Source organism: Algoriphagus sp. 4150, from assembly GCF_031457395.1.
Taxonomy (GTDB): Bacteria; Bacteroidota; Bacteroidia; order Cytophagales; family Cyclobacteriaceae; genus Algoriphagus.
On record NZ_JAVDWS010000024.1, the window covers coordinates 41,110 to 67,163 of the forward strand.

At 43.1% G+C, this 26,054-nt stretch carries 23 protein-coding genes; 10 read left to right on the forward strand and 13 right to left on the reverse strand.

Translation table 11 applies throughout. The annotated features are described in order from the left end of the window. The first annotated feature begins 5 nt into the window (after positions 1-5). From J2X69_RS21465 to J2X69_RS21490, 6 genes are all read left to right on the forward strand, one after another. Entirely contained in the window at positions 6-1,523 is a 1,518-nt protein-coding gene (locus tag J2X69_RS21465; protein WP_310107958.1) for a SusD/RagB family nutrient-binding outer membrane lipoprotein, read from the forward strand. 58 nt (positions 1,524-1,581) lie between these two features. After that, the gene (locus tag J2X69_RS21470) at positions 1,582-2,520 is read left to right on the forward strand and encodes an RraA family protein (protein WP_310107961.1); all 939 of its coding nucleotides are present in this window, start codon (positions 1,582-1,584) and stop codon (positions 2,518-2,520) included. Between the two features lie 139 nt (positions 2,521-2,659). Next, complete coding sequence (locus J2X69_RS21475) at positions 2,660-3,937, forward strand: mandelate racemase/muconate lactonizing enzyme family protein (RefSeq protein ID WP_310107965.1); 1,278 nt, start codon at positions 2,660-2,662, stop codon at positions 3,935-3,937. Positions 3,938-4,079: 142 nt separating this feature from the next. Continuing rightward, positions 4,080-5,057 (forward strand): RraA family protein, encoded by a 978-nt coding sequence (locus J2X69_RS21480; protein WP_310107967.1) that lies wholly within the window; start codon positions 4,080-4,082, stop codon positions 5,055-5,057. Positions 5,058-5,147: 90 nt separating this feature from the next. Then, positions 5,148-6,632, forward strand: a complete 1,485-nt coding sequence (locus J2X69_RS21485) for a mandelate racemase/muconate lactonizing enzyme family protein (protein ID WP_310107969.1) — start codon at positions 5,148-5,150, stop codon at positions 6,630-6,632. Between the two features lie 92 nt (positions 6,633-6,724). After that, on the forward strand, positions 6,725-7,816 hold the full coding sequence (locus J2X69_RS21490; protein WP_409014463.1) for a bile acid:sodium symporter family protein: 1,092 nt from the start codon (positions 6,725-6,727) through the stop codon (positions 7,814-7,816). A gap of 7 nt (positions 7,817-7,823) precedes the next feature. Here J2X69_RS21490 and J2X69_RS21495 read toward each other — a convergent pair whose 3' ends face one another. The 9 genes from J2X69_RS21495 to J2X69_RS21535 all read right to left on the reverse strand — a co-directional run bounded on the left by J2X69_RS21495 (position 7,824) and on the right by J2X69_RS21535 (position 14,052). Beyond that, positions 7,824-8,600 (reverse strand): YoaK family protein, encoded by a 777-nt coding sequence (locus J2X69_RS21495; RefSeq protein ID WP_310107972.1) that lies wholly within the window; start codon positions 8,598-8,600, stop codon positions 7,824-7,826. Positions 8,601-8,605: 5 nt separating this feature from the next. Beyond that, positions 8,606-9,073: a hypothetical protein gene (locus J2X69_RS21500; protein ID WP_310107975.1), complete on the reverse strand. Its 468-nt coding sequence runs from the start codon at positions 9,071-9,073 to the stop codon at positions 8,606-8,608. 16 nt (positions 9,074-9,089) lie between these two features. Then, complete coding sequence (locus J2X69_RS21505) at positions 9,090-9,605, reverse strand: hypothetical protein (RefSeq protein ID WP_310107977.1); 516 nt, start codon at positions 9,603-9,605, stop codon at positions 9,090-9,092. A gap of 111 nt (positions 9,606-9,716) precedes the next feature. Then, positions 9,717-11,093, reverse strand: coding sequence for a HAMP domain-containing sensor histidine kinase (locus tag J2X69_RS21510; protein WP_310107979.1), 1,377 nt, complete (start codon positions 11,091-11,093; stop codon positions 9,717-9,719). Beyond that, positions 11,093-11,785, reverse strand: coding sequence for a response regulator transcription factor (locus J2X69_RS21515; RefSeq protein ID WP_310107981.1), 693 nt, complete (start codon positions 11,783-11,785; stop codon positions 11,093-11,095). Before J2X69_RS21515 ends, J2X69_RS21510 begins: the two co-directional genes overlap by 1 nt. Before the next feature lie 26 nt (positions 11,786-11,811). Next, the gene (locus J2X69_RS21520) at positions 11,812-12,231 is read right to left on the reverse strand and encodes a nuclear transport factor 2 family protein (RefSeq protein WP_310107983.1); all 420 of its coding nucleotides are present in this window, start codon (positions 12,229-12,231) and stop codon (positions 11,812-11,814) included. 348 nt (positions 12,232-12,579) lie between these two features. Next, positions 12,580-12,876 carry a hypothetical protein gene (locus J2X69_RS21525; RefSeq protein WP_310107985.1) on the reverse strand — a complete coding sequence of 99 codons (297 nt, stop codon included), beginning with the start codon at positions 12,874-12,876 and terminating at the stop codon, positions 12,580-12,582. 99 nt (positions 12,877-12,975) lie between these two features. Next, a complete protein-coding gene (locus J2X69_RS21530; RefSeq protein ID WP_310107988.1) occupies positions 12,976-13,119 on the reverse strand; it encodes a hypothetical protein in 144 nt (47 codons plus the stop codon). Between the two features lie 66 nt (positions 13,120-13,185). Further along, positions 13,186-14,052, reverse strand: a complete 867-nt coding sequence (locus J2X69_RS21535; RefSeq protein ID WP_310107990.1) for a cation diffusion facilitator family transporter — start codon at positions 14,050-14,052, stop codon at positions 13,186-13,188. Between the two features lie 182 nt (positions 14,053-14,234). Here J2X69_RS21535 and J2X69_RS21540 point away from each other — a divergent pair, with 182 nt between their 5' ends. Then, positions 14,235-15,647 carry a cellulase family glycosylhydrolase gene (locus J2X69_RS21540; protein ID WP_310107992.1) on the forward strand — a complete coding sequence of 471 codons (1,413 nt, stop codon included), beginning with the start codon at positions 14,235-14,237 and terminating at the stop codon, positions 15,645-15,647. Between the two features lie 59 nt (positions 15,648-15,706). Here J2X69_RS21540 and J2X69_RS21545 read toward each other — a convergent pair whose 3' ends face one another. From J2X69_RS21545 to J2X69_RS21555, 3 genes are all read right to left on the reverse strand, one after another. Next, on the reverse strand, positions 15,707-16,942 hold the full coding sequence (locus J2X69_RS21545; protein ID WP_310107994.1) for a multidrug effflux MFS transporter: 1,236 nt from the start codon (positions 16,940-16,942) through the stop codon (positions 15,707-15,709). 243 nt (positions 16,943-17,185) lie between these two features. Beyond that, positions 17,186-18,319, reverse strand: coding sequence for a DEAD/DEAH box helicase (locus tag J2X69_RS21550; protein WP_310107996.1), 1,134 nt, complete (start codon positions 18,317-18,319; stop codon positions 17,186-17,188). A 39-nt stretch (positions 18,320-18,358) separates the two neighbouring features. Then, positions 18,359-18,787, reverse strand: coding sequence for a cupin domain-containing protein (locus J2X69_RS21555; RefSeq protein WP_310107999.1), 429 nt, complete (start codon positions 18,785-18,787; stop codon positions 18,359-18,361). Between the two features lie 213 nt (positions 18,788-19,000). Between J2X69_RS21555 and J2X69_RS21560 the strand changes: the two genes are divergently transcribed. The 3 genes from J2X69_RS21560 (at position 19,001) to J2X69_RS21570 (ending at position 23,518) form a co-directional block, all read left to right on the forward strand. Continuing rightward, positions 19,001-21,559, forward strand: a complete 2,559-nt coding sequence (locus tag J2X69_RS21560; RefSeq protein ID WP_310108001.1) for a c-type cytochrome — start codon at positions 19,001-19,003, stop codon at positions 21,557-21,559. A 3-nt stretch (positions 21,560-21,562) separates the two neighbouring features. After that, complete coding sequence (locus tag J2X69_RS21565; RefSeq protein ID WP_310108003.1) at positions 21,563-22,666, forward strand: sugar phosphate isomerase/epimerase; 1,104 nt, start codon at positions 21,563-21,565, stop codon at positions 22,664-22,666. A 69-nt stretch (positions 22,667-22,735) separates the two neighbouring features. Continuing rightward, positions 22,736-23,518: a glucose 1-dehydrogenase gene (locus J2X69_RS21570; RefSeq protein ID WP_310108005.1), complete on the forward strand. Its 783-nt coding sequence runs from the start codon at positions 22,736-22,738 to the stop codon at positions 23,516-23,518. 769 nt (positions 23,519-24,287) lie between these two features. Here J2X69_RS21570 and J2X69_RS21575 read toward each other — a convergent pair. Continuing rightward, positions 24,288-25,970: a DUF2207 domain-containing protein gene (locus tag J2X69_RS21575; RefSeq protein WP_310108007.1), complete on the reverse strand. Its 1,683-nt coding sequence runs from the start codon at positions 25,968-25,970 to the stop codon at positions 24,288-24,290. Positions 25,971-26,054: the final 84 nt, after the last annotated feature.

A 26,054-nucleotide genomic window follows, 5' to 3' on the forward strand; every position in this document is an offset into this window, starting at 1 on the left:
AAGACATGAAAAAGATCATTTATTATATCCTCTCAGTTTCGATATTGGCTGTTGCGATTTCTTGCGATAATAATTTCGATGAGCTCAATACTAACAAAGTAAGCGCTACTTCCATAGATCCGGCATTTCAATTAAACAATGCGACGATAAGTAGTGCGTATACCACGGGAACCTTGATTTATGAAATTGGAATAGTCCAACAGATTATATCTCCCAACTCCGGATTGATGACTGGAGCTAATTACAATCAGGACAATAGGGGTGTCACTGACGACAATTGGCAGGCGTACTATCGCAATGTGATCAAAAACACAAAAGATGTTATCAACCGGATAAAAGATGACCCAACTCGGGTGAATCTATACCACATGACAAGAATTATTCAGGCCAATGCTTTTATGGTATTGACTGATACTTATGGAAGTATCCCCTATTTCGAAGGAGGCGAAGGATATTCCCAGCAGATTTATCTTCCGGTATATGATAGTCAAGAGGCCATCTATGCTGATTTAATCAAGGAATTGACCGAAGCATCTGCTGCTCTGGATCCCGCCGGACGGATAGAGTCCGCGGACATCCTCTATGGAGGTGATATAATGAAGTGGAAGAGCTTTGGCTATTCGCTGTTGCTGCGGGCGGGCATGCGCTTGAGCGAAATTGATCCCGCCTTGGCTCGATCAGTAGTACAAGAAGCTGAACAGGGAGGAGTAATTCTTACCAATGCAGATAACGCTGTACTTGCCCATGATCCCAATTATACCAATCCAATCGGGAACATGCTTAATGCAACGGAAGCCTCTAATTTCTACCTCACAGATGTGTTTGTTAAGTTTCTTCAAAATACAGAAGATCCAAGGCTGAAGGCAATTGCGGTAACTTACGTAGGAGCTACCTCAGGTCCTGAGCAACTTCCTGCCAATGCGTCATTTGACCCTATGATTCAAGTGGGAATGCCCATGGGCAATGACAATGTCGGAGCAGTACGGGCAGCTTCGGAATTGGGACTGGCGAGTTTCTATGAATTTGCCCAAGTTGATAGAAGAAGACTTGCCAGTCTCACTGCACAGAACTTCCTTGTCACAGCCTCACAAAATTTTCTTTTACTGGCAGAAGCGAGACAGCGGGGATGGATTACTTCGGGAGAAGTAGAAACTTATTACAATGCCGCAGTGAGAGCTCATATGGATCAATTGGGGACAGTAAATGAAGCATCTTCTATTTCTATTGCCGAAGCAAATGCGTATTTGGCTGCCAACCCCTTTGAGGAAGCCAGAGCAATCGAACAGATCAATACGCAATATTGGGTGTCCTCATTTCTGAATGGCCCTGAAGCTTTTGCCAACTTCCGTCGAACAGGATATCCGATGTTGGCACCAAATCCTTTCCAAGGTAGGGAAGTGGAATTTATCAACCGCCTTACTTATCCCAACTCGGAAATTTCTGTGAATTCGGAAAATGTATCGGCAGCCATAGCAGCACAGGGGCCGGACAATCTGGCAACCAAAGTGTGGTGGGACAAATAAATAAAACAGGGCTTGGTGAATACTGAGCCCTGTTTTCATATAAAAATCAACAAGGACTATGATTAAGAAAATTACAACCTCCTTTTGTCTGATCCTGTTTGTTTCCTCAGGTCTGTTAGCTCAGCAAATTTCCAAAGAGGAAATGCTTTTCCTTACCCAACAATGGGAGGGAGAACGGTTTGAAGATGGTAGACCCAAGGTTCCTGATGATATTCTTCTACGCATGAGAGATGTGACCCATGATGAAGCTTGGGCGGTAATGAAAAACGCAGGCTATAAATATCAGTATGCCGATGGCTGGGGAGTAACGATCAATCCGGACAGTATTTTAGTTGGAAGGGCAGTGACGGCGACTTTTATGCCCGGCAGACCGGATATCCATGATGCGATAGATGAGCGTGGAAAGAAGGAAGGCAAAAGAGGTCAAAATTCTTGGCCTGTAGATATTCTGCAACAGGGAGATGTCTATGTGGTGGACCAGTTTGGTATTCATAATGGCGGACCCACCATCGGAGACAATGTGGGCAACGCCATTTATGCAAAGACCGGAAATGGAATTGTGTATGACGGAGCTGTAAGAGATATAGTCGGCCTAAAGGAAATGGGTTCTTTTACTTCATATGTATCCAGCTACCACCCTTCACATCACAATCAAGCCGGCGATCTGAATACCATGTTGATTGGAATTAATAAACCAACCAGGATTCATCAGGTAACTGTCATGGCTGGAGATGTAGTGCTCGGCAGGGATGGTGCGGTGTCTTTTATCCCGGCTCATTTAGCCGAAAAAGTGGTCGTAACCTCCGAGGTCGTCCGTTTGCGGGATATGTTTGGACATCAGCGGTTAAGAGAAGGAACTTACACTGCCGGGCAAATCGATACAAGATGGTCCGAAGAAATCGAAAAAGATTTCTCCCAATGGCTCACCGATCATATAGATGAACTTCCTATAGCGAAAGACCAGATTCAAGAAATCCTGAAAAACAGAACTTGGTAACGCTAGATATAACCTAAATAACCTGTGAAATCGAGCATGTCGAAGGTGATACACACTGGGATGATTATTCCATATGCGAGATTCTCCCGAATCAAGTTCGGGACAGGCTATCTGACCTCTTAAAACAAAATATAAACAGATGAAAAACAAGAATTCAAGGAGGGGTTTCCTTCAAAAAGGAGCCGCAGTTGGCTTAACCGGTGCCGGTTTGCTAGCTACTTTTGGACAGGGATTGAATGCCGCTGTAATCAAGCAGAACCCTTATTCAAATCCGGCTGATCTCAAAATAACCGACGTTAAGTGCGGTTTTGTAAGGGGAGCTGTTTATGTGAAAATTTATACCAATCAGGATGTGTGGGGCTGTGGAGAGGCTGTGGATGCGATTCACGGGTCTTATTATTTAGTCAAGCGATTGGGTGAGCAGATTAAAGGACAAAATCCTCTCAATCCTAACCGTCTTGCGGAGCAAATTCGAAAAGGAGCATTTTTCGGTGGAGCCCAGTCGGGCGTATTTGTGGCAGTATTGACAGCGATTGAGACGGCACTGTGGGACATAACGGGCAAAGTCTTTGGAGTTCCCGTCTATCAGCTGTTGGGAGGGAAATTCCGGGATAAAATCCGTGTGTATTGCGATACAGCACTTTATACATCTACAAATCCAACCCCGAATGATTACGCCGTTGCCGCTAAGGACGCTGTATCAAGAGGGTACAATGCAGTGAAATTTGATGTGGATGATGGCAGAGATCCCAATAAGTACGATCGCTTCAACTGGACAGCAAGCCCTGCTGAAATAGATAGGATGTACAATGCTATCGCGGCTGTAAGAGAAGCAGTGGGTCCCAAAATTGATGTTTGTGTGGATATGCATGGACGTTATGATGCGGTCACCGGTATGAAGATGGCCAAAATGTATGAGTCTCTGGATCTTATGTTTCTGGAGGAGCCTATACCGGCGGACAATCCGGAGGTCTACAAGCATATCACTCAGGAAACCAGCACCCCGATCTGTGCGGGAGAAAATATCTACCTCGCTTATGGATTCACAAAATTATTGTCGGATGGAGCTCTAAATATCATTATGCCTGATCTGCAGAAGGCAGGAGGCCTCGGAGAAGGTCAACGCATTGCCAATTTGGCCAATCTTTATTATGTGCCTTTTTCTCCTCATATGGTGGCTTCCTTTTTAGGTGCGATGGCGAGTTGCCATGTATGTGCTTCGGTACCAAACTTCCAGATTATGGAATGGCAAATCTATATGGACACTGACGATCTCTGGAAAGATATCGTGACCTACGATGGTCCGAAAACCGAAAATAGCTTTATCACTCTTTCAGAAAAACCCGGAATAGGAGTGGAAATAAATGAAGAAGGAATGAAAAAGTATGCAGTTCCGGGGATTCCTTTCTTCGAATAATGTCGATATAATTCTCGACTACTAGGTAAGCTGGATAGTAAAAATGACCAATTAACCGGAAAGAAGATTGTTGCTGATTGAAAATATCAACCGTAGAAAAACAGCTGATTGAGTGGATTAACAAAACCCTACTAAAATAACTATGAATATCTTTTATCTCAAATTAAGAACCTTGCGCTTAGCTTATTTCTCTGCTAGTTTACTGGCTGTAGCCCTTTTCACAGGTACTTCAGAGCTCACGGCACAAAATGTAGGAGCCTCTCCCGAATTCATTAAAGCACTTACGGCGGAATGGACAGGTGAGCGTTTTCCGGATGGGAGACCCAAGATTCCGGATTCCATTCTTGAGCGCTTGAAGGATATATCCATCGAAGAGGCCTGGGGTGTACTTAGAAACAAAGGCTATCAAAATCAATATGAAGGAGACTGGCAAATTATGCTACCTGATGAAGCAATGACAGGTCGCGTAGTTACTGCTCAGTACATGCCGCTAAGACCTGATTTGGAGAAGCAAGTCAAAGACCAGGGAGTAGATAAAGAAGGTAGGTCTCCTAAAGGTGGAACCAACTCATGGCCGATTGATATCCTTACCAACGGTGACGTATATGTCGCAGATGGATATGGAAAGATAGTGGATGGTACATTGATCGGTGACAATCTGGGAAATGCGATCTATGCCAAATCCAAGCGGGGAGTGATTTTCAATGGCTCGGTCCGCGATCAAGAAGGACTTTCTGAAATTGAAGGTTTCAATGCCTGGATGAAAGGCCAGGATCCATCCTATATCCAGCAAATGATGCTTACCTCCATCAATGCCCCCATACGCATAGGCCGGGCAACAGTGCTTCCGGGGGATGCGGTGCTGGCAAAGAAATATGGGGTGATTTTTATTCCTGCCTATCTGGTGGAGGAGCTTGTGTTGACATCTGAAGTGACCGGATTGAGAGATGAATTCGGGCACCAAAGGCTTCGGGAAGGAAAGTATTTAGCGGGCCAGATTGATAGTGAATGGACAGAGGAAATCAAAAAAGACTTTCTGGACTGGTTGAATAATTACCCTGGAAAACTTCCCATGACCAAGGAGGACTTGGACGATTACCTGAAAGAAAGAAATTATTGAGGTTAGATAATGTCCTAATAAACTTATTTTCAACTAGTTATAATATGATTATTTGCAATTAAATTGATAATAACAATAACCCAATTTACTATGAAAAGTACGCTTAAAGATCTGATTGAGAAAAACAAAACTAGAGAACAGCAGTATACCGCCCAGAGGCAAGCGGAAATTGACAGCCCATTTACAAAAGACAACAGAAGGGACTTTTTGAAGAAAACGGCACTTGGAGGACTGAGTTTGACAGCCCTTATGGGACTTAATATAGAAGATACCATGGCCGAAACGACCAAGAATGTGCGTAGAGCTTCAGCTCCCTCAGACCTGAAAATTACGGATATGAGATATGCCCATACTGCCGTAATGGGTGGTACCGCTATTTTACGTATTGATACCAATCAAGGTATTTATGGGCTGGGAGAAGTACGTGATGGCGCAGATCCAAAGTATGCCTTGATGCTGAAGAGCCGTATTCTTGGAGAGAATCCATGTAACGTAGAGAAGATTTTTAAGATTATCAAGCAGTTTGGCGGTCAATCCCGACAAGCGGGTGGGGTTTGCGGAGTAGAGATGGCACTATGGGATCTTTGTGGAAAAGCTTACAATGTACCGGCTTGGCAGCTGCTGGGTGGTCGATATAGGGATTCGGTGAGGCTGTATGCAGATACACCGGAGGCAAGTTCGCCGGAAGAGCAAAGGAAGCTTATCAAATACAGAACTGAGGAGCAGGGATATACTTGGCTGAAAATGGACGTTTCGATAGGGGAGATCATGGATATTCCCGGATGTTTGGTTAATCCTGAGATTTTTAAAATGGGTAAAAGTCAGTGGCAGGGAGGCTATATGTCCTACGCAAATACAGCGCATCCATTTACAGGAGTTCAGATCACAGAAAAAGGTCTTGATGAACTTGCTAAAATCGTGGACAATGTGCGGGGTATGGTCGGATATGATATTCCGATATCAACAGACCACTATGGACATTTTGACTTAAATAATTGCATCCGTCTGGGACAGGCACTTGATAAGTACCGCTTGGCATGGCTGGAAGATATGGTTCCTTGGCAGATGTGGCAACAGCATAAGACCATCACCGATGCACTGAATACACCTACGACCACAGGTGAAGACATCTATCTACTTGAATATTTCAAAGACCTCATCGATAATCATGCTGTAGATATTGTACATCCGGATTTGGCATCCTCAGGAGGTCTTTTGGAGACAAAGAGAATCGCGGATTATGCGGAAGAGAAAGGAATTAGTATGGCTATGCATCAAGCCGGAACGCCGGTTTCATTTATGGCAAATGTGCATTGTGCAGCAGCCACACAGAATTTTCTTGCCCTTGAGCACCATTCGGTAGATATACCTTGGTGGGAGGATCTGGTGACGATGACCGGTGGAGGTAAGATGATTGACAAAGGCTATGCACCGGTTCCGTTGGATGCACCGGGCCTAGGGATTGAGCTCAATGAAGAAGTCGTGAAGGCACATTTACATAAGTCGGATAGCTCGTATTTCGCACCTACGGATATGTGGAATGAAAAGCGGTCTCATGACCGTACCTACAGCTAAGACACCTATTTTACCTATTGATAGGCCCGAGAGCTGGTTGTATGACCGGTTTTCGGGTTGTTTTATGATTATCCATCCAAAATATCGACGTTTTGAATCCCAAAATCACACAAGCTCTTTCAGTTTTCACAGCTATTCTATTCTTAGCGGCTCTTGCCACTAGTCTTTTTTTAGGTATTGCATATGCCGGACTGTTGTGGATAGGTTTCTTTTTTAGCTGTGCTATTACTTTTCTGGGAAGTCCAAAGTTGAAAGGCTATGCTTACTCCATGATGATCTTTGGGTCTGTGGCGCTGGCACTTTATTTTCCGCACTATTTCATTGAGTACGGAAGCTTCAAGCTTAGTGGTTTGATAGTTCCTCTGATCCAGATAATTATGTTTGGCATGGGAACTTCTATGAGTATCAAAGATTTCCTCGGCGTAGTCAAAATGCCCAAAGGAGTTTTGATAGGCGTGTTATGTCAATTTACCATAATGCCTTTTATTGGTTTCTCACTTGCCAATATGAGTGGCTTTTCACCGGAAATCGCTGCCGGGATTATTCTGATCGGCTGTTCCCCAAGTGGAATGGCTTCCAATGTAATGAGCTACCTTGCCAGGGCGAATCTTGCTCTTTCCATTACCGTCACCTCTGTCACCACCTTGTTGGCGCCTTTTGTTACTCCATTTTTGATGGGATGGCTTGCAGGGGAATTTGTAGCGATAGACGTTATGGATATGATGTTTAGCATCGTGAAAATGGTGATTATACCGATAGGTGCGGGACTTATCTTCAATTATTTCCTGCAGGGTAAAGCCAAATGGCTGGATGATCTTATGCCGATAATTTCTATGGCTGCAATAGCCCTTATCCTAATAGTAATAGTAGCTGCAGGTAGGGATAGTTTATTGGAGATAGGTCCGCTATTGATTATTCTGGTTGTGATTCACAACCTTGCCGGATATACGCTGGGGTATTGGGCGAGTAGGTTGCTAAGGCTCAGTGAAAAAGACTGTAGAACTATTGCGATAGAAGTAGGAATGCAGAATGGCGGACTGGCTTCGGGCATCGCCAAGGAAATGGGCAAAATAGCCACAGTGGGACTGGCTCCGGCTGTTTTTGGCCCTTTGATGAATGTGACGGGTTCTTTACTTGCTTCCTATTGGCACAAAAAACCTATCAAGGGTGAGGATGAAGAATGATAGGCGATCAGTTTAGTTCGTATGCAGCCGGGTCAGGTTTATTGATTGTTTTTCGGTAGTAAGGCTGCTTTTTATGACGTAGATAATTCATCTTGGTTCGGTAGAAGTCATATCCGATGACAATTAGCAAGAAGATGCATACAATATAAAACACATTATAGGCTATTGTTAAGTAAATATATCCCGCACAGATTCCGCCTGCCAGATAAGAACCCATAATCGCAAGCAACAGTCTCCACTTCCTGAGGAGCTCAGGGTCTTTTCGGTTTTTCTCTTTGGTGAAGAGCGATACAAGTATTCCCAGATCAGTAGTAAGTCCTGTAAGGTGTGTCGTTTTGACTGCTGAGTTGGAGATGGTGGCCGTAAGACCATTTTGAATTCCCATAGCAAATAGCATAGTGCTCACCATCAGTTCAGTTTCCAAAAGGGTTTCTTTGTAATAAAACTGTATATATGTACCTACCGCCAATAGGCAAACTATCTCTAAAACTATGGGGAGTGAATGGGCGAGGTATGCATTACCAACACGGAAATTGATGACAATTATATTTGAAATGAAACTTCCGAAGAAAAAGAGAAAGATCCATCCCACGACCACTAACGCTTGATACCAGTTGCCATGAGAAATCTCTTGGGCTAGAATGGCGTAATGCCCTGTTACATTAGAGGTGAATGCAAAGAAAATAATCACAGAAATCACGTTCACCATGCCTGCAGAAAAGGCGGTTAGCGAGCCAAGCTGGATATTCTCTTTGTTGGTTCTATCGATATGTTTACTAATCATGTATTTTAAGCATTGATTTTTTCGAATGTCATTTTCACTATACCCCGTACTTGCATGTCAAAATTGAAGTATAGCACCATTCGATCTGAGCTGAGTTCCTGAATCTGGTAGTGTTCAATAGTGTTTTCTTCGCCGTGGAGTTGAAGGATGTTTCCTCTTCCCTTAAGTGTCCAGTGCAACGATTTGAAAGAGTCATTGCCTTTCATTTCTAGGGTGTCGTCTGTTGCAAACTTCCATATTTCGGCTTCATGGATGATCAGGTTTTTACTGATTTGCTCTTTGATATGGTCTGTAAGCGTATAGTCGAAACTGTCCTTCTTGGAGCTTAGCGTATCCATTTTCTCGTATTCCCATGACACTTCCTTCCACTCCCCGATGATGTTGGTTTGGGGGCTTTCCAGAAATGAAAGAAGTGTAAAGTATACTCCTATCAATAGAGTGAAAGTAACAGGGTATACCACTTGAGGTTTCATCGTTTGAGTGTTTATGTTAATGAGCTACTTGACCGTGATTGAAAAACAATGCAGCGAGTTCATCCTGACTGCTTTCTTGGCTGACAGAGGGAATTGCTTCCCAGTTGACTTCTATGGTGTTGAGTTTACTCTTGCTGAAATAGGGAGTAAGGTCAAAGCTATTGCTGCTTTTAAATTTGAACTTATAGTTTTTTGATAAGTATACCTCTTGGATATTGTTAGCTTCCAGGTAGTTATCAAATGCGTTCTGGTTGGTTCCGCTGAATATGTCGATAGTCATCTTTTCGATCACCTGTTCATATTTCCCCATCAGTAATTTGCAGCTAGCTTTGAAATCAGGAGTTTCTAATTTGTCAAGTAGTTTGCTTTTGGAATAGAATAACAAATCAGAGATGGAGGAGGGCATCCAATATCCATGTATCAGAATCAAAGTGAGCTTTTCGTTGTTTTCGAGTGCTTTTTGAAGCGATATCTTGGCAAGGTTGAGAGATTTTACGGTAAAATCGGTGGGTATTAAAATAGTCTTCGGCATAATTCCTCTTGTTTGTTGTGAACAGGGGTGAAATTATACCGGGCTTATTAGAATGAAATAAGGACGAGATTAAGATTTGATTAGAATGTGCGAAGAGAGATTAGAATAGGATTAAAGGACAAAATCCCCTTTAGGCAAACGGATTTCTACAGTGGTACCTTCCTCCAGGATAGAATTTATCCTCAATTCTCCATCATGGATACGGATAATGTTTCTTGCCAGCGGAAGACCAATACCATATCCTTCATAGTTTTTTGTGTTTGAGGCTCTGAAATATGGGTCAAAAATATACTCCTTCTCATCGGGAGGAATACCTATTCCATTATCTTTTACGATCACGATGATCTCACCATCGACTACTGCCAGTGCGATATTCACGGGCTTGCCATCAGAATATTTGCAGGCATTCAATACGATATTCGATACTGCCAAGTGTAGAAGCTGTTCATTTCCCAGGACTTTGAGTAAAAGTGGATTTTCAGGTAAAAGACTGAAATCAAGACATATTTTACTTTTGAATTGGATTTTTTCAACGGTTTCTTTCACATCCAAAATCAACTGGTCCATTCGCACTTTCCCAAACTTCTGCCGCTTTCCGTCAAATCCGGTCTGTGCAAGTAGAAGCAATGCTTGGACCTTTTTCTGGAGTTTTTCGGCCTCTCCCAGAATCGCTTGAAGTGATTCTACATATTCCTGGGGCTTTCTGAGTTTGGAAAGCGAGACATCCGCTTCGCCAATGATGGAGGTGAGCGGTGTATTTAGCTCGTGGGAGGCATTGCTGATGAAGTTTTTCTGTGTTTCAAATGAGGTTTCCAACCGGTTCAGCATATCATTGAACGTTTTGGCAAGTTCTCGCACAGAGTCATTACTTACCGGGACTTCCAGTCTCATGTGAAGATTTTCAGACCCTATTTTTTTGGTTTTTTGAATGATATTCTGGATTGGTTCTATGATCTTCCTCGAAAACATCACCGTGAATAATACGATCAAAAGAAAAGCAATGACTAAGGAGGTGAAAATAAGGTTCCTCAAATAGGCAATGTGGTGGGTGATAAAATAATTTTCGGCAGAGATAATGACCAAGTGATTTTTTTGATCAGGAGTACTGTACAAGGTGCCGTAATAAAACGACTCTTGATGACTGAAAGTGGCTATTCCTTTTTCTACAATTTCTTGTAGAAATGATCGGTTGTACTCATTGAGCTGGGAGTCTTTAACTACGTCTTTGATGTCGATATTCTCAAGGATAAACAGTTTTTCATTGGCTAAAGGCTCAAGATAATCTTGCCGTAGTTGTTGGACGACGTTGCTGTCATTTTGTTTTTCAAGCTCGATTTTAGCTGTTGCGATCGCCCGTATTTCCAGTCTTTTGTAGAAATCTGTAAATGCAAATCTGGAAATAGAATAATAGATAAATCCGCTGAATAACAGGGTGTAACCGAGGAATGCGGTAAGGAGTATATAAATTATCTTGTTTTGGAGTTTCATTAGTACTCTTTTAGTACATAGCCCATCCCGATTACTGTGTGAATAAGTTTCTGATCTCCGTATTTATCCAGTTTCTTTCGAAGGTAATTCACATATACGTCGACTACATTAGTACCCATGTCGAAATTCACTCCCCAAACTTCATGAAGCATATCTACTCTTGTCAGCACTTTTCGGGGATTTTTCATAAACATTAGCAAAAGACGAAATTCTGTTGAAGTAAGAGAGATCTCATTTTCATTTCGATGTACAGATTTTGCAGTATCGTCCAAAACAAGATCAGCAAAGTGGTAAATATCATGAGCCTCTCTATCCTTTTCTCCCACTTTTCCCCGGCGTCTCATGAGAGTTTTAATCCTGGCCAGCAGCTCAATGAATTTGAACGGCTTCACAAGGTAATCGTCCCCGCCGGATTCCAGTCCGATCACCACATTCTCAGTGCTCCCCATGGCGGTCAGAAATAAAATGGGTACGGAGGTGTCCTGCTCCCTGACCTGGCGGCATACTTCCAGTCCATTAATGATAGGAAGCATGATGTCTAAAATCAACAGATCGAATGGATTGTTTAGGGCTAATTGAAGTCCTGTTTTACCATCCATTGCAACTGTGACATCAAAGCCATTTTCACTTAGCCCTTTGTTAATAAAGCTGCACACCCGTGGGTCGTCTTCTACTAATAGTAATTTTTTCAACGAAATCGTATTTGGATGGATAGGGATTAGGCTAATTTATACGCCTGCCGTGCAATAAGTTTCCATTTCCCCTTTTCTTTTTGCCACACCAGCATCACACCGATTTTGATCGAGTTGGCCTGACCGCCATCCAGAACGTCTGCTTTCAGGTTGTGGCGGACTATCGCCACGTTTTTAGCTACGTGAATTGTCTGATCTTCGAAATCGACAGTAACGAAGTCAGATGCCCCACTCACCAAGGCTTCTATAAATTGGGCTTGATTTTCCAATTTTCCGCTTGAGTGTCCATAGCTTAGATCAGTCGAACTAAGCTCACTCAAGGTGCCCACGGAAGGATCAATCAATGCAAGACGGAGTTTCTCAACTTGGGAGGCGACTTCCTTGTCTGCTTGCGCAAAGGCAAAAGTAGCGCAGACAAAAAGAATCAAGGTTAAAATGGTTTTCATGGGTTTTTGAGCTTAAGGCCAAAAGAAATATCTCAGCAGCTATAGCTGATGTGATTTTTAAGTTACTAAAAATGATGCATACAAGTGCTCCAAATGTAAGAAATAAGGCCAATTATCCGGCAAAGGGGAGTTTCGATTACTATAGGCTTTAGGCAATCCAAATTTGTATATATCCGCTTTTCTGCCAATAAAGAGGTAAAAACAATATAAGATTTGATAAACTAATAGTATTTGGTAAACTATAGATTTTGGCAACTTCGGTCTGTTGGCCAGATTAACAAAGCAACTGAGGTGACCGGCGTCATTGATGATAATCATATCCAAATTTCATCGAAGACGACAGTAGTCTTATTTCTCCTGAAGAATGGTGAAAATATTTCTTTCTTTCACACCCTTCACTTCATGCTCCACCATCACAGGAATGTCGTAGGTATCAAATTCTTTGAGATGCAGCGTTTCTCCATCGATAAGAAACACTAGTTCACCTTGGAGTACGGTGAGTAGAGAAGGGTTGTTTGCAGTGTGCTTTTTTAGGATTTGGTTATGGATCAGTCCAATGGCAAAATAGTTGGTTTTGTCTGTTCGCTGGATCGGGCAGACTGATGGGCGATCATTATGGAAGGACAAGTTTTCGAGGATATTCATAGTTAGAATGGGTTAAGAGCTTGTAAGCTAATCATCTTTAAGGTAACCAAAGTTCTAAGGAATTGCTCTCAATATTTAAAGAAATTCAGCCCCAAAAAGCTATTTCAATGTGGGATGTTCTTCCTTTTGAGAACTGATAAAAGGAATCTTCGGAGCTAGGAAATATCCTGTCAGGCTTGCAAAAAGCATAGGTGTGAAGTAGCTGAAACCCGTAAGGGAAGCCAGCAAGATAGTCGTACCCATGGGAGGTTCTGGTGAGGCATGCGTTGACTCCTGCTAGATTGGGTTGCCCGGACGGCTTCGTAGTGTTCAGCAGGGTTCTATGTGAATCAGTACATTGCCAAGTTCAGGAATTACTTTGCAAAGTTTGTCTTTCAATTCATGAGAAATGGCGTGCCCTTCGGTCACGGTAAGTTCTCCGGGAACCAGTGCGTGCAAATCGACGTAATATTCCATTCCGGCTTTGCGGATATAGCATTTTTCTGTGCCTTTCACTCCGGGTACGGTTAGGGAAATCTGTCGGATTTGTGCTGTAAGTTCCTCATAATTGTTTTCGTCCATCACTTCTCCCAGTGCAGGGCGAAAGATTTTATAGCAATTGAAAAGGATCAGAGCCACTGCAAATAAGGCAGCGTAATCATCAGCCACCTCGAATCCCTCTCCTCCGAAAATTGCAATCGTGATCCCTATAAAAGCGGCCACAGATGTAATGGCATCGCTGCGGTGATGCCAGGCTTCTGCTTTAAGCGAACTGCTTTTCAGCTTTTTACTCCGTGACATTACTAGCTGAAAAGAGATTTCCTTCCAGATAATAATCCCTGCGAGGACGATCAGCGTAAAAGGCCTGGGTGATTGATGCGGAGTGATGATGTGTTGGTAAGCTTGCCAGGCGATAGTGACTGCCGAGATGATCAGAAATACCACTACCAAAAAAGTCATCAGTGGCTCAGCCTTTCCATGGCCATAGGGATGATTTTCATCTGCCGGTCTTGCGGAATATTTCAATCCAAAGAGAACCAGTGCAGAAGCGAAAACGTCCACTACCGATTCTATGCCATCTGCAATCAGTGCATATGAATTTCCAAATATGCCGGCGAGAAATTTGATCGCCGCCAGAATGACATTTCCCAGCATACTGAAAATGACTGTTCTGATCGCAAGATTTGAGTTGCTCATGGATTGTACTTATGGGAGAATGGCAAAAGTAGGAATTATTCTCTTCCGAATGGGAAGCTGGTCAGAAGGTCTTTTCCGGCCTTTTGTCTTGCTATGTAACAAATGAATCCCTTATAGCTAACATTTACCCCCCTTTAGAGACGGACAGAGTAAATACTTTTAGAGTCGTAAAAATAAACCCTATGAATAACCCTGCTAAATTTCTCATTTTAGTTCTTTCTCTTTCAATGACTTTTTTCTCCTGTGGAGAAAATGGAGAGCCGTTTGAATTCACAGTTTCTTCAACAACACTCCAATATGCCTCTGAAGAAGATTCCCAGGTCCTGTCGATCACCGGCAATCAAAATTGGACAATTGAAATAGAGGAACCTTGGATTACAGCTAACCCAAATTCCGGTTCGGGAAATGCTCAGATCACACTGACTGCCGGGGCGAACGGTTCAGAGGAGACTCGAACTGCTTTGATAAGAGTAAAGTCAGGAGCCATCGCTCAGGTAATTACTGTGAATCAGGCTGGTAGCACATCTATGCTTCCAGACTATTACATACCGTCGGACAAAACGGGAATGCGGGACATCGCAAGTTTGGATTTGGCCGGCGAAATGGGAATCGGCTGGAATCTCGGGAATTCTCTGGAAGCAATAGGTGGGGAAACTGCCTGGGATAACCCGGAAACCACAAAAGGGTTGATCGATGCAATCAAGGCTGCAGGTTTTCAGTCTGTAAGAATCCCGGTAGCATGGAGCAGATTCACCAATGCTGAAACATACCAAATAGACCCTGTCTGGATGGCTAGAGTAAATGAAGTAGTGGATTATGTGATAGACAATGATATGTATGCGCTCATGAATATTCACTGGGACGGAGGGTGGATGCAGCCGACTTTTGCGCAGCAAGACTATGTGAATGACAGACTGGAAAAAATGTGGGTGCAGATCGCATTGAATTTCCGGGATTACGATGATCATCTGCTTTTTGCAGGAACAAATGAGGTGATGGTAGACGGCGATTACGGCACTCCCAAACCGGAATATTATCAGGTTCAGAATTCATTCAATCAGACTTTCGTAGATGCCGTAAGGTCTACAGGAGGTAGGAATACCTATAGAAACTTAGTTGTACAAACATTTAATACCAATATAGATCATGGGGCAAATTTCTTTGAAATGCCTACAGACGACACAGCAGATCGCTTGATGGTGGAGGTTCATTATTATGACCCGTATGAGTTTGCTTTGAGAGAAGATGAAATCATCACCCAATGGGGGAAGGACGCAACTGATCCTGCTAAAACAGCAGTATGGGGTGGAGAATTACATGCTGACGGACAGTTTCAAAAGATGAAATCGAAATTCATTGATCAGGGTGTTCCTGTTCTGGTGGGAGAATATGGGGCAGTGCAAAAAAAGTCTGAAGAAAATCAGCATTATCTAGAATATTATTTACGCTATGTTACCAATAGCATGGTTGATCATGGATTGGTGCCGTTTTATTGGGACAATGGATATGCAGGGGACTATGGTTTTGCGCTGTTTAATAGAAGTTCGGGGGATCAAATACATCCTGAGCTGATCAAGGCAGTTACTGAGCCTTAACTAAAATGAAAAAGCCGGACTTCTTAAAGAACTCCGGCTTTTAACCTTTCATATAAGTCTTAGCTGGCAAAAGCCTCTGTGCTTCGCTTTCGACTGATGGTACCGGGTAGTTGCTGGTCCATTTTGAGCACTATAAATCCTCCAAATGCACACACACCCATTCCGATAACCATCGGCAATGCAGAGCTGGCATGAAACAGACTCACGATTGCAGTTACAATTCCGCCTATTGCCATTCTCATACTTCCCAGCATCGCAGACGCTGATCCTGCATTTCTGGAGAATGGAGCCATGGAAAGTGCAGTAGTATTGGGGCCATTTAGTCCATGGGCGGTTAGGAAAATAAACATCACTGCGATCAATGAATACACATTGAACAGATTGAAATAGACTCCAATAATTAGCAATAATCCCATGAAGCTCTGGTAATGCAGGGAGAAATTAATGATCTGCTGAGAAGAGAATCTCTTTAAAAGGATATGGTTCAGCTGCGTAGAACCTATCATGGCAAAGGCCAGAATAGCGAATATCCACCCAAATTGATGCTCACTCAATCCGTAGAGGTTCATAAATACATCCGCAGAACTGGCGATGTAGGCAAATGGTGCGGCTCCGGCAATTCCTCCTGCAAGCATGTAAACCAAGAACTGGCGATTCTCAAGAACTTTTAGATAGCTTTTCCAAACCTGTTTGGGTTTTAAAGATACCTCCCTGTCAGGAAGTGCTCCCGCAGGAAGTATGACCACAGTAGCTATCCAAATAATGGCAGTCAAGACAGCCAGAATGATAAAAACCCAGTGCCAATCATACGCCGCAGTCACAAACCCACCCAAAGCAGGGGCAATCATAGGGGAAACTGCGATCACCAATACAAGCAATGACATGGCTTGAGCGGTCTTTTCTACAGGGAAAATATCGCGGACGATAGCCTGCGCAGATACCATTCCTGCACATCCACCCACTGCCTGCAGGAATCTCATGAAGATAAGGTTCTCTACCGACTGCGATACCGCACAGCCGATAGATGCTAGGATGTAAATGGCCAATCCTGCGTACAGCGGCTTTTTACGTCCATATTTGTCCAGAAGAGGACCATAGAAAAGCTGGCCGATCGCAATACCTACCAAATAGGCAGTCAAAGAAAGTTGGATATTGGAAATAGGAGTATTCAGGGATTTAGCCATCTCAGGGAACCCTGGAAGATACATGTCGATTGAAAAAGGAGAGATTGTACAAAGTGCACCCAATACAAGGACAATCTTAAAGTATTCCGTTTTGCTGTATTTCTTTTCCATCCTAAAAATGACTTGATCCTAAAATTTCACTATTTGGAGTAAACAGGCTTGTCTGTTAATGAGTTCGTAGATTTCTACTTATTTTTTTGTGGAATATTTAGGCTTCATTAGAATGTGTTGAGGAATCATTAACGGGTTTACTTTTTATCCGAAAAGTAACTTGATTAAATCCGATGATTTTGGTTGAATGTAAGATTACCAAAGAATAGATTTTTTGAATTATGACCTCTGCCTCCGAATGAATTAAAATTCAATCTCATCGATACTCCTCAGCTGCACATGCTTTTTCATTTTCTTTTGGATTATTTTGAAGTGGTGCAACTCCTCTTCAGAGACCAATGATATAGCTTCACCCGTAGCTCCTGCACGCCCTGTTCTACCGATTCTGTGCACATAGTCTTTGGGAGATCTTGGAAGTTCATAATTGATCACCAATGGCAGAAACTTGATATCAATACCTCTTGCTGCCAAATCGGTTGCCACCAGTACCCTGGTTTTGCCGGACTTAAATCTATGAAGCGCTTCAGTCCTCGCCCCCTGACTCTTGTCACCGTGAAAAGCCAGTGCATCAATTCCGTTTTTGCCAAGTTTGGTGACGATATTATCTGCCGCCCTGATAGATGAGGCAAAAACCAAAATCTGCGACCAGTCACCTGAATTAATTAAATAGCGGAGGAAAGGACCTTTTTGTTCCATAGGAACCCGGTAAGCATACTGCTCTATAAGATCCGGAGAGATAGTGTCCGGCTCTGCGGCAATACGGACAGGATCGTGCAGCATTTCATCGATCAATCCTTCTACAGACTCTTCTGTGGTCGCTGAGAAAAGAATGTTTTGACGTTTTTTTGGAAGTTTTTCCAGGATTTGATCCACCTCTTCTTTGAATCCCATATTCAAAACCTTATCCGCTTCATCCAATACAAGGATTTCGACCTGATTTAGATTCAGGGAATTTTTGGAGAGCAGATCCAGTAATCGACCGGGAGTAGCGATCAAAATATCCGTTCCGTAGATTTTCATCATCTGCGGATTGATAGAAACACCCCCATATACAGCCAAAGCTTTCACTTTTCTTGTCAGAAATCGCGCAAAATTCTCCGTTACTTCAGCCACTTGACTTGCCAGCTCACGTGTGGGAACCAACACCAAAACCGGAATCATACGTCCTTTATTTACGTCTTTTTCCTGAAGTCTCTGGAGGATGGGCAGGATGTAGGAGGCTGTCTTTCCGGAACCGGTGGGCGCTATTCCGAGTAGGTCTTTCTTCTGCAAAATAGCCGGGATTGCTTCTATCTGTATCGGATATGGGCTATCGTAGTTTGCTTTTTTTATTGCATCAAGCAATTGCTTGGAAAGGCCTAGGTCTGAAAAGTTCATGCGTACGTATTTATTCGCAAAGGTAAGGCTTGGAAGTTATTATTGTACTTTTTCGGTAATCTTCATACCTGGTGTTCCGGCATAGAAGACTATAATCTCAGCATCTTCATCACCCATATTTTTGCCTAGATGCTTTTTGTTCACCACTTCTATGATAGGATCACCGGCTTTGAGCGTGAGTTCATTGCCATCTTCATCGATCACATATAATTCTCCTTTCAGTAGTACGCCGGCATTGATCACCGGATGATAATGTAAGGGAAGTTCAGCATGGGCAGGAATGGTGATTTTTAAAATTGAAATTTGAGGTTTTGAGCTTGGATAAGGTGGCAAAGAGTCTCCATTCCATGCGAGCTCGGATTCTATGAGCGTGACGGAGGTCGGAGAAGCTGTCTCCAGCACCTCTTTTTTAAAGACGTAGAATGAGAAAAGAAGCAGAATAGCTGCCAACAGACTATTTTTTAGCATATAAAGATATGTTTAGAATTGGAATGAAGATAGTGATTCTGGGAGTGTCTATAGCTAATTGGTGAAATGCCGGAATAAACATATTGTTAAATTCAGGCTTGTGTATCAGCCGAATATGTTTCAAATTGTACTTCCCCTTTTTTCAAGCTTGCCTAAAGTTGTAGGATTTGCTTGAGTGGGGATTTGCTCAAACCCAAAATTCCGTGTTGTAGTATGTCGATTACCCGTAGTGTTCCTTACTTTTTAATAGTATTGATAACGGCCGCTTGTGCCAAAATAGTCATAGAAGATCCATCCAATCCCTCTCCTGCAAGATCAGCTGAGGAAGAATTGGAAACTTTTCAATTGGAACCGGGATTCAAAATCCAATTGGTCGCAGCCGAACCCATGGTACAGGAACCTGTTTTTATCACGTTCGATGAGGATGCCCGACTTTGGGTGATAGAGATGCGGGGATTTATGACTGATACATTGGGCTCTGAGGAAGATAAGCCTATAGGCAGGATCTCTGTGCTGGAAGATGAAAATGGAGATGGTGTGATGGATAAAAGTACCGTCTACCTTGATAGCCTGGTGATGCCACGGGCGATTGGTTTTTTTGCGGATGGAGTGCTTGTCTCTGAAAACAGTGCACTATGGATCACTCAAGATCTAGATGGAGATCTCCGTGCCGATACCAAGGTTTTGCTTGATTCGGCCTATGCTTCTTCGGGAAATCCCGAACATTCAGATAATGGTTTGCTGAGAAACGTGGACAACTGGTACTACAATGCAAAGTCCAAAATCAGGTACAAATATCAGGATGGCAAATGGATCAAAGAAGAGACCGAGTTTCGGGGACAATGGGGAATCAGTCAAGATGATCAGGGTAGATTGTATTACAATTACAATTGGTCTCAGCTTCATGCTGATCTGGTGCCGCCAAATTATCTGTCGAGAAATCCAAATCACAGTTCTTCCACAGGGATAGATTATGGAGTGGCGCAGGATCGAAGAGTTTATCCGATCCATCCCACTCCGGCAGTGAATAGAGGATACATTCCTGGTGTTTTGGACGAAAACCGGCGATTGATGGAATTCACGGCAGCCTGCTCTCCGTTGATTTTCAGAAGCACACTTTTTCCTGAAGAGTATTACGGAAATGCCTTTGTGGCAGAGCCTGCAGGCAATTTGGTGAAAAGAAATGTCTTGACGGAAGATGGAACAACCATTACGGGTATGGATCCAAATCCCGGAAGAGAGTTTTTGGCATCCACGGATGAGCGGTTTCGCCCTTCCGGGTTTGCTGTCGGACCTGACGGAGCTTTGTATATAGCAGACATGTACCGTGGATTGATTCAGCATAAAGAGTACCTCACTCCTTACTTAAGTGAGCAGACTGTGGGTAGAGGATTGCATATGCCGATTCATTTGGGGAGGATTTGGAGGGTTGTTCCGGAAGGAAAAAATACCGGGAAAACACCTAAACTTTCAAAGACCGATAGTAAGGAATTGATCGCATTGCTTTCGGATAAAGACGGCTGGTACAGAGACATGGCACAGCGTCTGTTGGTAGAGCGGAATGATAAGAGTGTGAAAGACGATTTGGTGCAAGTGCTTTCTGATCCAAAGGCTAGCGAGATGGGAAGATTTCATACACTTTGGACTTTGGAAGGACTGAATTTGCTTTCAGAAGATTTACTTTTTTCAGTCCTTGATAGCTCTTCCGGCTTGATACAAAATACAGCGCTAAGACTATTGGAACCATTTGCTCAGACATCTTCCGCTACCCGGTCTAAACTTGCGCTAGGTATGAGAGGTGCTACTACTGCTGCTTCTCCACAAGAAGCACTTCAGCTTGCACTAAGTGCATATGTGCTAGAGACCGATGAAAATGAAAATATCCTTTCTGATATTTTCCAAAAATATGGTGCCGATCCCCTGATTCGGGATGCGATGATGAGCAGTTTGGCAGATAGGGAATACGCTTTTCTGCAAAAGCTTTGGACTTCTTCTGACTGGGAAAACCAGGATCAGATTAAGGAGATTTTTCTGGAGACTCTGGCCACGGCAATTCTTAAAAAAGGATCTTCGTCTGAAGTCACCGGGCTTTTGACTATGGCAGATGCCAAAGGGAAGGAATTGGGATGGAAAGAAAATATTGTGATTTCCGGAATGTCTATTCAGGCTTCAAATTTGAAAGATAAAGAGCCAATAGTGTTGAAATCCGAACCTTCACTTTTCAAACGTACCGATCTTCCCATTGATAAAAATCGCTTGGATAGGATGATGCGGATATTCTCCTGGCCGGGTTTTGTCCCTTCTAAGGTTGCAGTTTCTGAAACTCAATTGGATGATAGGGGAATGCAGCAATTTGCGCAAGGCAGACAGAAATATCTGGTGACCTGTGCGGGGTGTCACAGCTCAGATGGGGCCGGTGCTACGAGAATGGGGCCGCCATTGGCGGGATCAGAGTGGGTGCTGGGAGATGAACGCAGACTCGCAATGATCTTGCTGCATGGGCTGGAGGGGCCGGTGGAAGTGGCTGGGAAAACTTATGATGCGCCTGATATTCTTCCTGTGATGCCTGCTCATTCTACGATGGACGATGCGAGCATTGCAGCAATCTTGACCTACATCCGAAATGAATGGGGTAATCAAGCTCCGCTGATTTCCGGCCGTACGGTCAGCAAAACACGGGTGTCAACTCAGGGAAGAGTGTATCCATGGAAAGCTGCTGAACTGAATGAGTACATAAAATCCTTGCCGGAAGACGAGCCCCAAAAACCATAGCCTATGAATTCGATTTTCCTTCAGCACAAAAGCATCCAAAGTCTTTCGGAAAGAAGAAGCTTTCTGAAAACAGCGGGACTTGGAGCTCTTGCAATGACTTTTCCCTTACCTGTACTTCCTGAGTACTTGGTGGATGCTCCCATGGGAATAGTAGTTCATTCCTACGCGGCGAGATGGCATTCAGATACTCCAAGTGAAAAATATCCGGGGTTCGAAAATGCACTGAGTTTACTGGAGCATTGTAAAGAGATAGGTGCGGGAGGTGTGCAGACTGTGGTGAATGGCTGGTCTTCAGATTTTGCAAAGAGAGTAAGAGACGTGCGGGAAAAATCCGGTATGTACTTAGAAGGAAGCATTACATTGCCCAAATCGAAAGATGAGGTTCCGAAATTTGAAACGGATGTCTTGGCCGCCCGGGAAGCAGGAGCGAAAATTCTAAGGACAGCATGTCTCAGCGGACGACGCTACGTGGATTTTGCTACGCTTGAGAATTTTAATAATTTCAGAGGGAATGCAATTCGATCCATTGAACTTGCAGAGCCTGTGGTGCGAAAGCATAAGATGAAGCTTGCAGTAGAAAACCATAAGGACTGGACGGCTGCAGAGCTGGAATCAATTATCTTGAATCTGGGAAGTGAATGGGTGGGAGTGACGTTGGATTTTGGGAATAATATTTCATTCTTGGAGCATCCTATGCAAGTGATAGAGACCCTGGCCCCCTATGCTTTTTCTACCCATGTGAAGGATATGGGCGTGAAGCATTATCGAGATGGTTTTTTGCTTTCCGAAGTTCCACTTGGGGAGGGGATTGTGGATTTGAAATCAGCAGTAAATCTCTGTAAAAAACATAATCCTCACATCAATTTCAGTCTGGAGATGATTACCCGTGATCCACTGGAAATTCCCTGTATGAAAGATGATTATTGGGCTACTTTCGATCATTTGTCCGGAATGGATGCATACAGAATGCAGCGAATGATTGAAGAAAACCAGTTCCGGGGGGAGCTACCGGCAGTTGCAGGTTTATCCAAAGAAGAGCAATTGGCTTTGGAAGAAAAGAACGTGATAGCCTGCCTTGCTTATAGCCGCACTTCACTGGGATTATAGCCATGATTTTACGAAAATTAAACTTATTAACCATTAACCATTAACCATTAACCATTAACCATTTTACCCATGTCTGAAAAACTACCCGGAATCAAACTTTTTGACCTGACAGGAAAAGCAGCAATCATCACAGGCGGATCCAAAGGCCTTGGTTTGGCAATGGCCGAAGGGCTTGCCTCTGCCGGGGCAAGTGTGATGCTGGTCAGCAGAAATCTGTCTGAAGGCCAAGAATCGGCCAAGAGAATTGCTGAAGTTTATGGAGTAAAGGCATTGGCTTTCGAAGCAGATGTGGTGAACAAAGAGCAGACGGAAGCCATGGCAAAAGCAGCTTTTGATGCATTCGGAAAGATAGATGTGCTGATCAACAGTGCGGGGATTAATATTCGCGGGGCGATAGATGAGTTGCAACTGGAAGAGTTCAGCAAAGTGATGGAAATCAATGTGACGGGAACCTGGCTATGCTGTAAAGCAGTAACACCGTATATGAAGGAAGCAGGACGGGGAAGCATTATCAATCTGGCCAGTACCCTGGGATTGGTCGGGCTATCGAATAGAACGCCATATGCATCCAGCAAGGGTGCAGTTGTGCAGATGACCAGAGCGCTGGGATTGGAATTCGCTCCGTTTAATATTACCGTGAATGCAATATGCCCGGGACCGTTTTTGACGGAAATGAACTTGCCGATCGCGGATACAGAAGAAGGAAAGAAGTTTGTGGTAGGAGCTACAGCACTTGGCAGATGGGGTAGATTGGAAGAGATCCAGGGAGCAGCTATCTATTTGGCTTCAGATGCGGGAACTTACATGGTAGGATCTATGCTGACTGTGGATGGAGGCTGGACGGCTAGATGATCGGGTTTAACCATATAGACACCTAGTTTTAATCCACTGCCATGTGGGGCTTGAAGAATTCAATTGTATTTTGTTTTTCATCACAAAGTCCACCAAGGAACATAAAGATTAGAGTTTACTTGCCCTTGACCATTGAGTTTGAAAATTGGGGATTGATCATTTTTTAAACCACATAGAAGCATAGCAAACATAGAGGTGCTCGTATTTCAACAAGTCCAAATAAGGAGGCTTGAATTAGGTTGTGGTGTTTTTTGAACCACAAAGTCCACCAAGGAACATAAAGATTAGAGTTGGCTTTTCCTTGACCATTGAGTTTGGGAATTGGGGATTGATCATTTTTTGTGAACCACATAGAAGCATAGCAAACATAGAGGTGCTCGTATTTCAACAAGTCCAAATAAGGAGGCTTGAATTAGGTGGTGGTGTTTTTTGAACCACAAAGTCCACCAAGGAACACAAAGGTTAGAGTTTGCTTGCCCTTAACCATTGAGTTTGAAAATTGGGGATTGATCATTTTTTTTAACCACATAGAAGCATAGCAAACATAGGAGTCCACTAAGGAGCACAACGGCTATAGTTTGCTTTTCCTTGACCATTGAGTTTGAAAATTGGAAATTGATCATTTTTTTGAACCGCATAAAAAAAGCAAAGAAACAGGAGTTTTTTTACTGAATGCAATTCTTCCGATTGTCTCATTTGAGGTTTCCAAAACCTCAGATATTTTTTAATGACGTATCCTGATTTATGGTTTTCTTACGGGAAATTGAAACTACCAGCTTCCGCCACCTCCGCCGCCAAATCCGCCTCCTGATGATCCACCGCCACCCGAGCTTCCCGAACTGGAAGGGGAACTCACCATGGTGGATTGGGTTGATTTGATGGAACTGTTGAAAGATTTGGAGAAATGGGCCATGGACATCATTCTTCCGGAGGAAGAGTAATACCAGGTAGGCGGTTCAATATTGAGAGAATCGAATTTTTTCGCCCATTTGTCAAACATTCCAAATGCCAGAGCATAACTCATCGTTGACTCGAAGTAGGTAGGATCTTCTTTGAGAAGCATTTTCAATTTGTTCTCTTCAGCTACTTTTATGAATTGCTTGAAACCCTTCAATTCCGATAATATCGCAGTTCCTTCCTTGTTCTTCTTGATCATAAACTGATTCATTATCAATAGGAAGATCAATGATACTCCAACCGAAATAGCGGCGATAACTCCCCATACAAAGAGAAAGCCCGGGATCAGGAAAAACATCAGAAAAGCCAAGCCTACTGCTGTATAGATCATGACTTTTTTAGACTTGTTCACATAATAGATCTGGGCTGCATCCTTGAGTGTCCCTTTTGCCTTGCTCATCGTGGTGTAAAACTTGTCTTTTAAGCTGCTTACCAATACTTCCGATCCGCGACCAAACAGTCCATCGAAAAGTTGGCGCTGATACAGGGGGATATCTGCATCAAGTTCTTTTAGTTTGGTGAGTTTTGTGTCATCTTTTGCAAACCATCCTTTTTTTTCGATTTCTTCAATTGTCATATAGCCTTGCGAAGCCCAAAATGGAATTAAAGAAATAAGATCATTGGTGTCACTGGAATCGTCTATCAAGAAACCCACCATTGCAGGATCCATCCCTTTGGGAGGATAGTAGCTCGTCGTCGTGGTGACAGGATCGTCTTTCCCGTGCTTTTTCCAGACAGCATAAAACCCGGAAAATACCAATACAAGGATAATTGTCCAACCGTAATCAGTCCAAAGTGGCCAAATCGGTTTGATTTCCGTGATACTTCCCACAGGCAATTTCAAAAGAACGGTTACCGCTTCTCCGCCTGAAGAAACCACACCGGATTTGCTTGTCCCGGAATAGACGCCGTTAGCATAGGTAGTTAGGAAATCTGTTGTTGGGGTATCTGATCCGACGGCACCTGAATATAAATAGTAATTTCCCTCATCCAAGGTTATCCCGTGAGGTAAGTGAACCGAGAAATCAATTGCATAAAAAGGAGCATTCCAGTCACTTGGCTTTATATTCCAATAGAATTGTATGGCTTCCTTCTCGTGAAGGAATGCATTCTCTACTCTGTATCTGATTTCATAGTATCGAGGCCCCACTAAGGTAACATTTGCATCGCCTATTTTGATCCGTACATTTGTCGACATTTTCTGACCAAAAGAAGAGGGTGCTTCAAACTTATAGTTAGGAACCTCGATATTGCTTAGCTTGAGTTTGCGCTTCTCCTTCTCTCCGTCTTCATTCTGTAAATCATAGGAAGTCAGAATGTCCCTATAGATTCCATGCTTAGGAACATTAAAATTAAGATTGTATTTTTCTACTACATCAAAGTACCCGTCTGTATGAATGGTGATGTCCACAGAATAGGAGGTGACGCTAAAATCTTGGGCAAAGACTTCAATTTGTACAAAAAACAAGAAAAGAAGAAATGCGAGTTTTTTCATATGTTTATAATTTTTCTGTCACTTCATTTTTATATTTTTAGGTAAGGGTAAGAAAACGCTAAGAAGTTAAATTTTCATATTCAT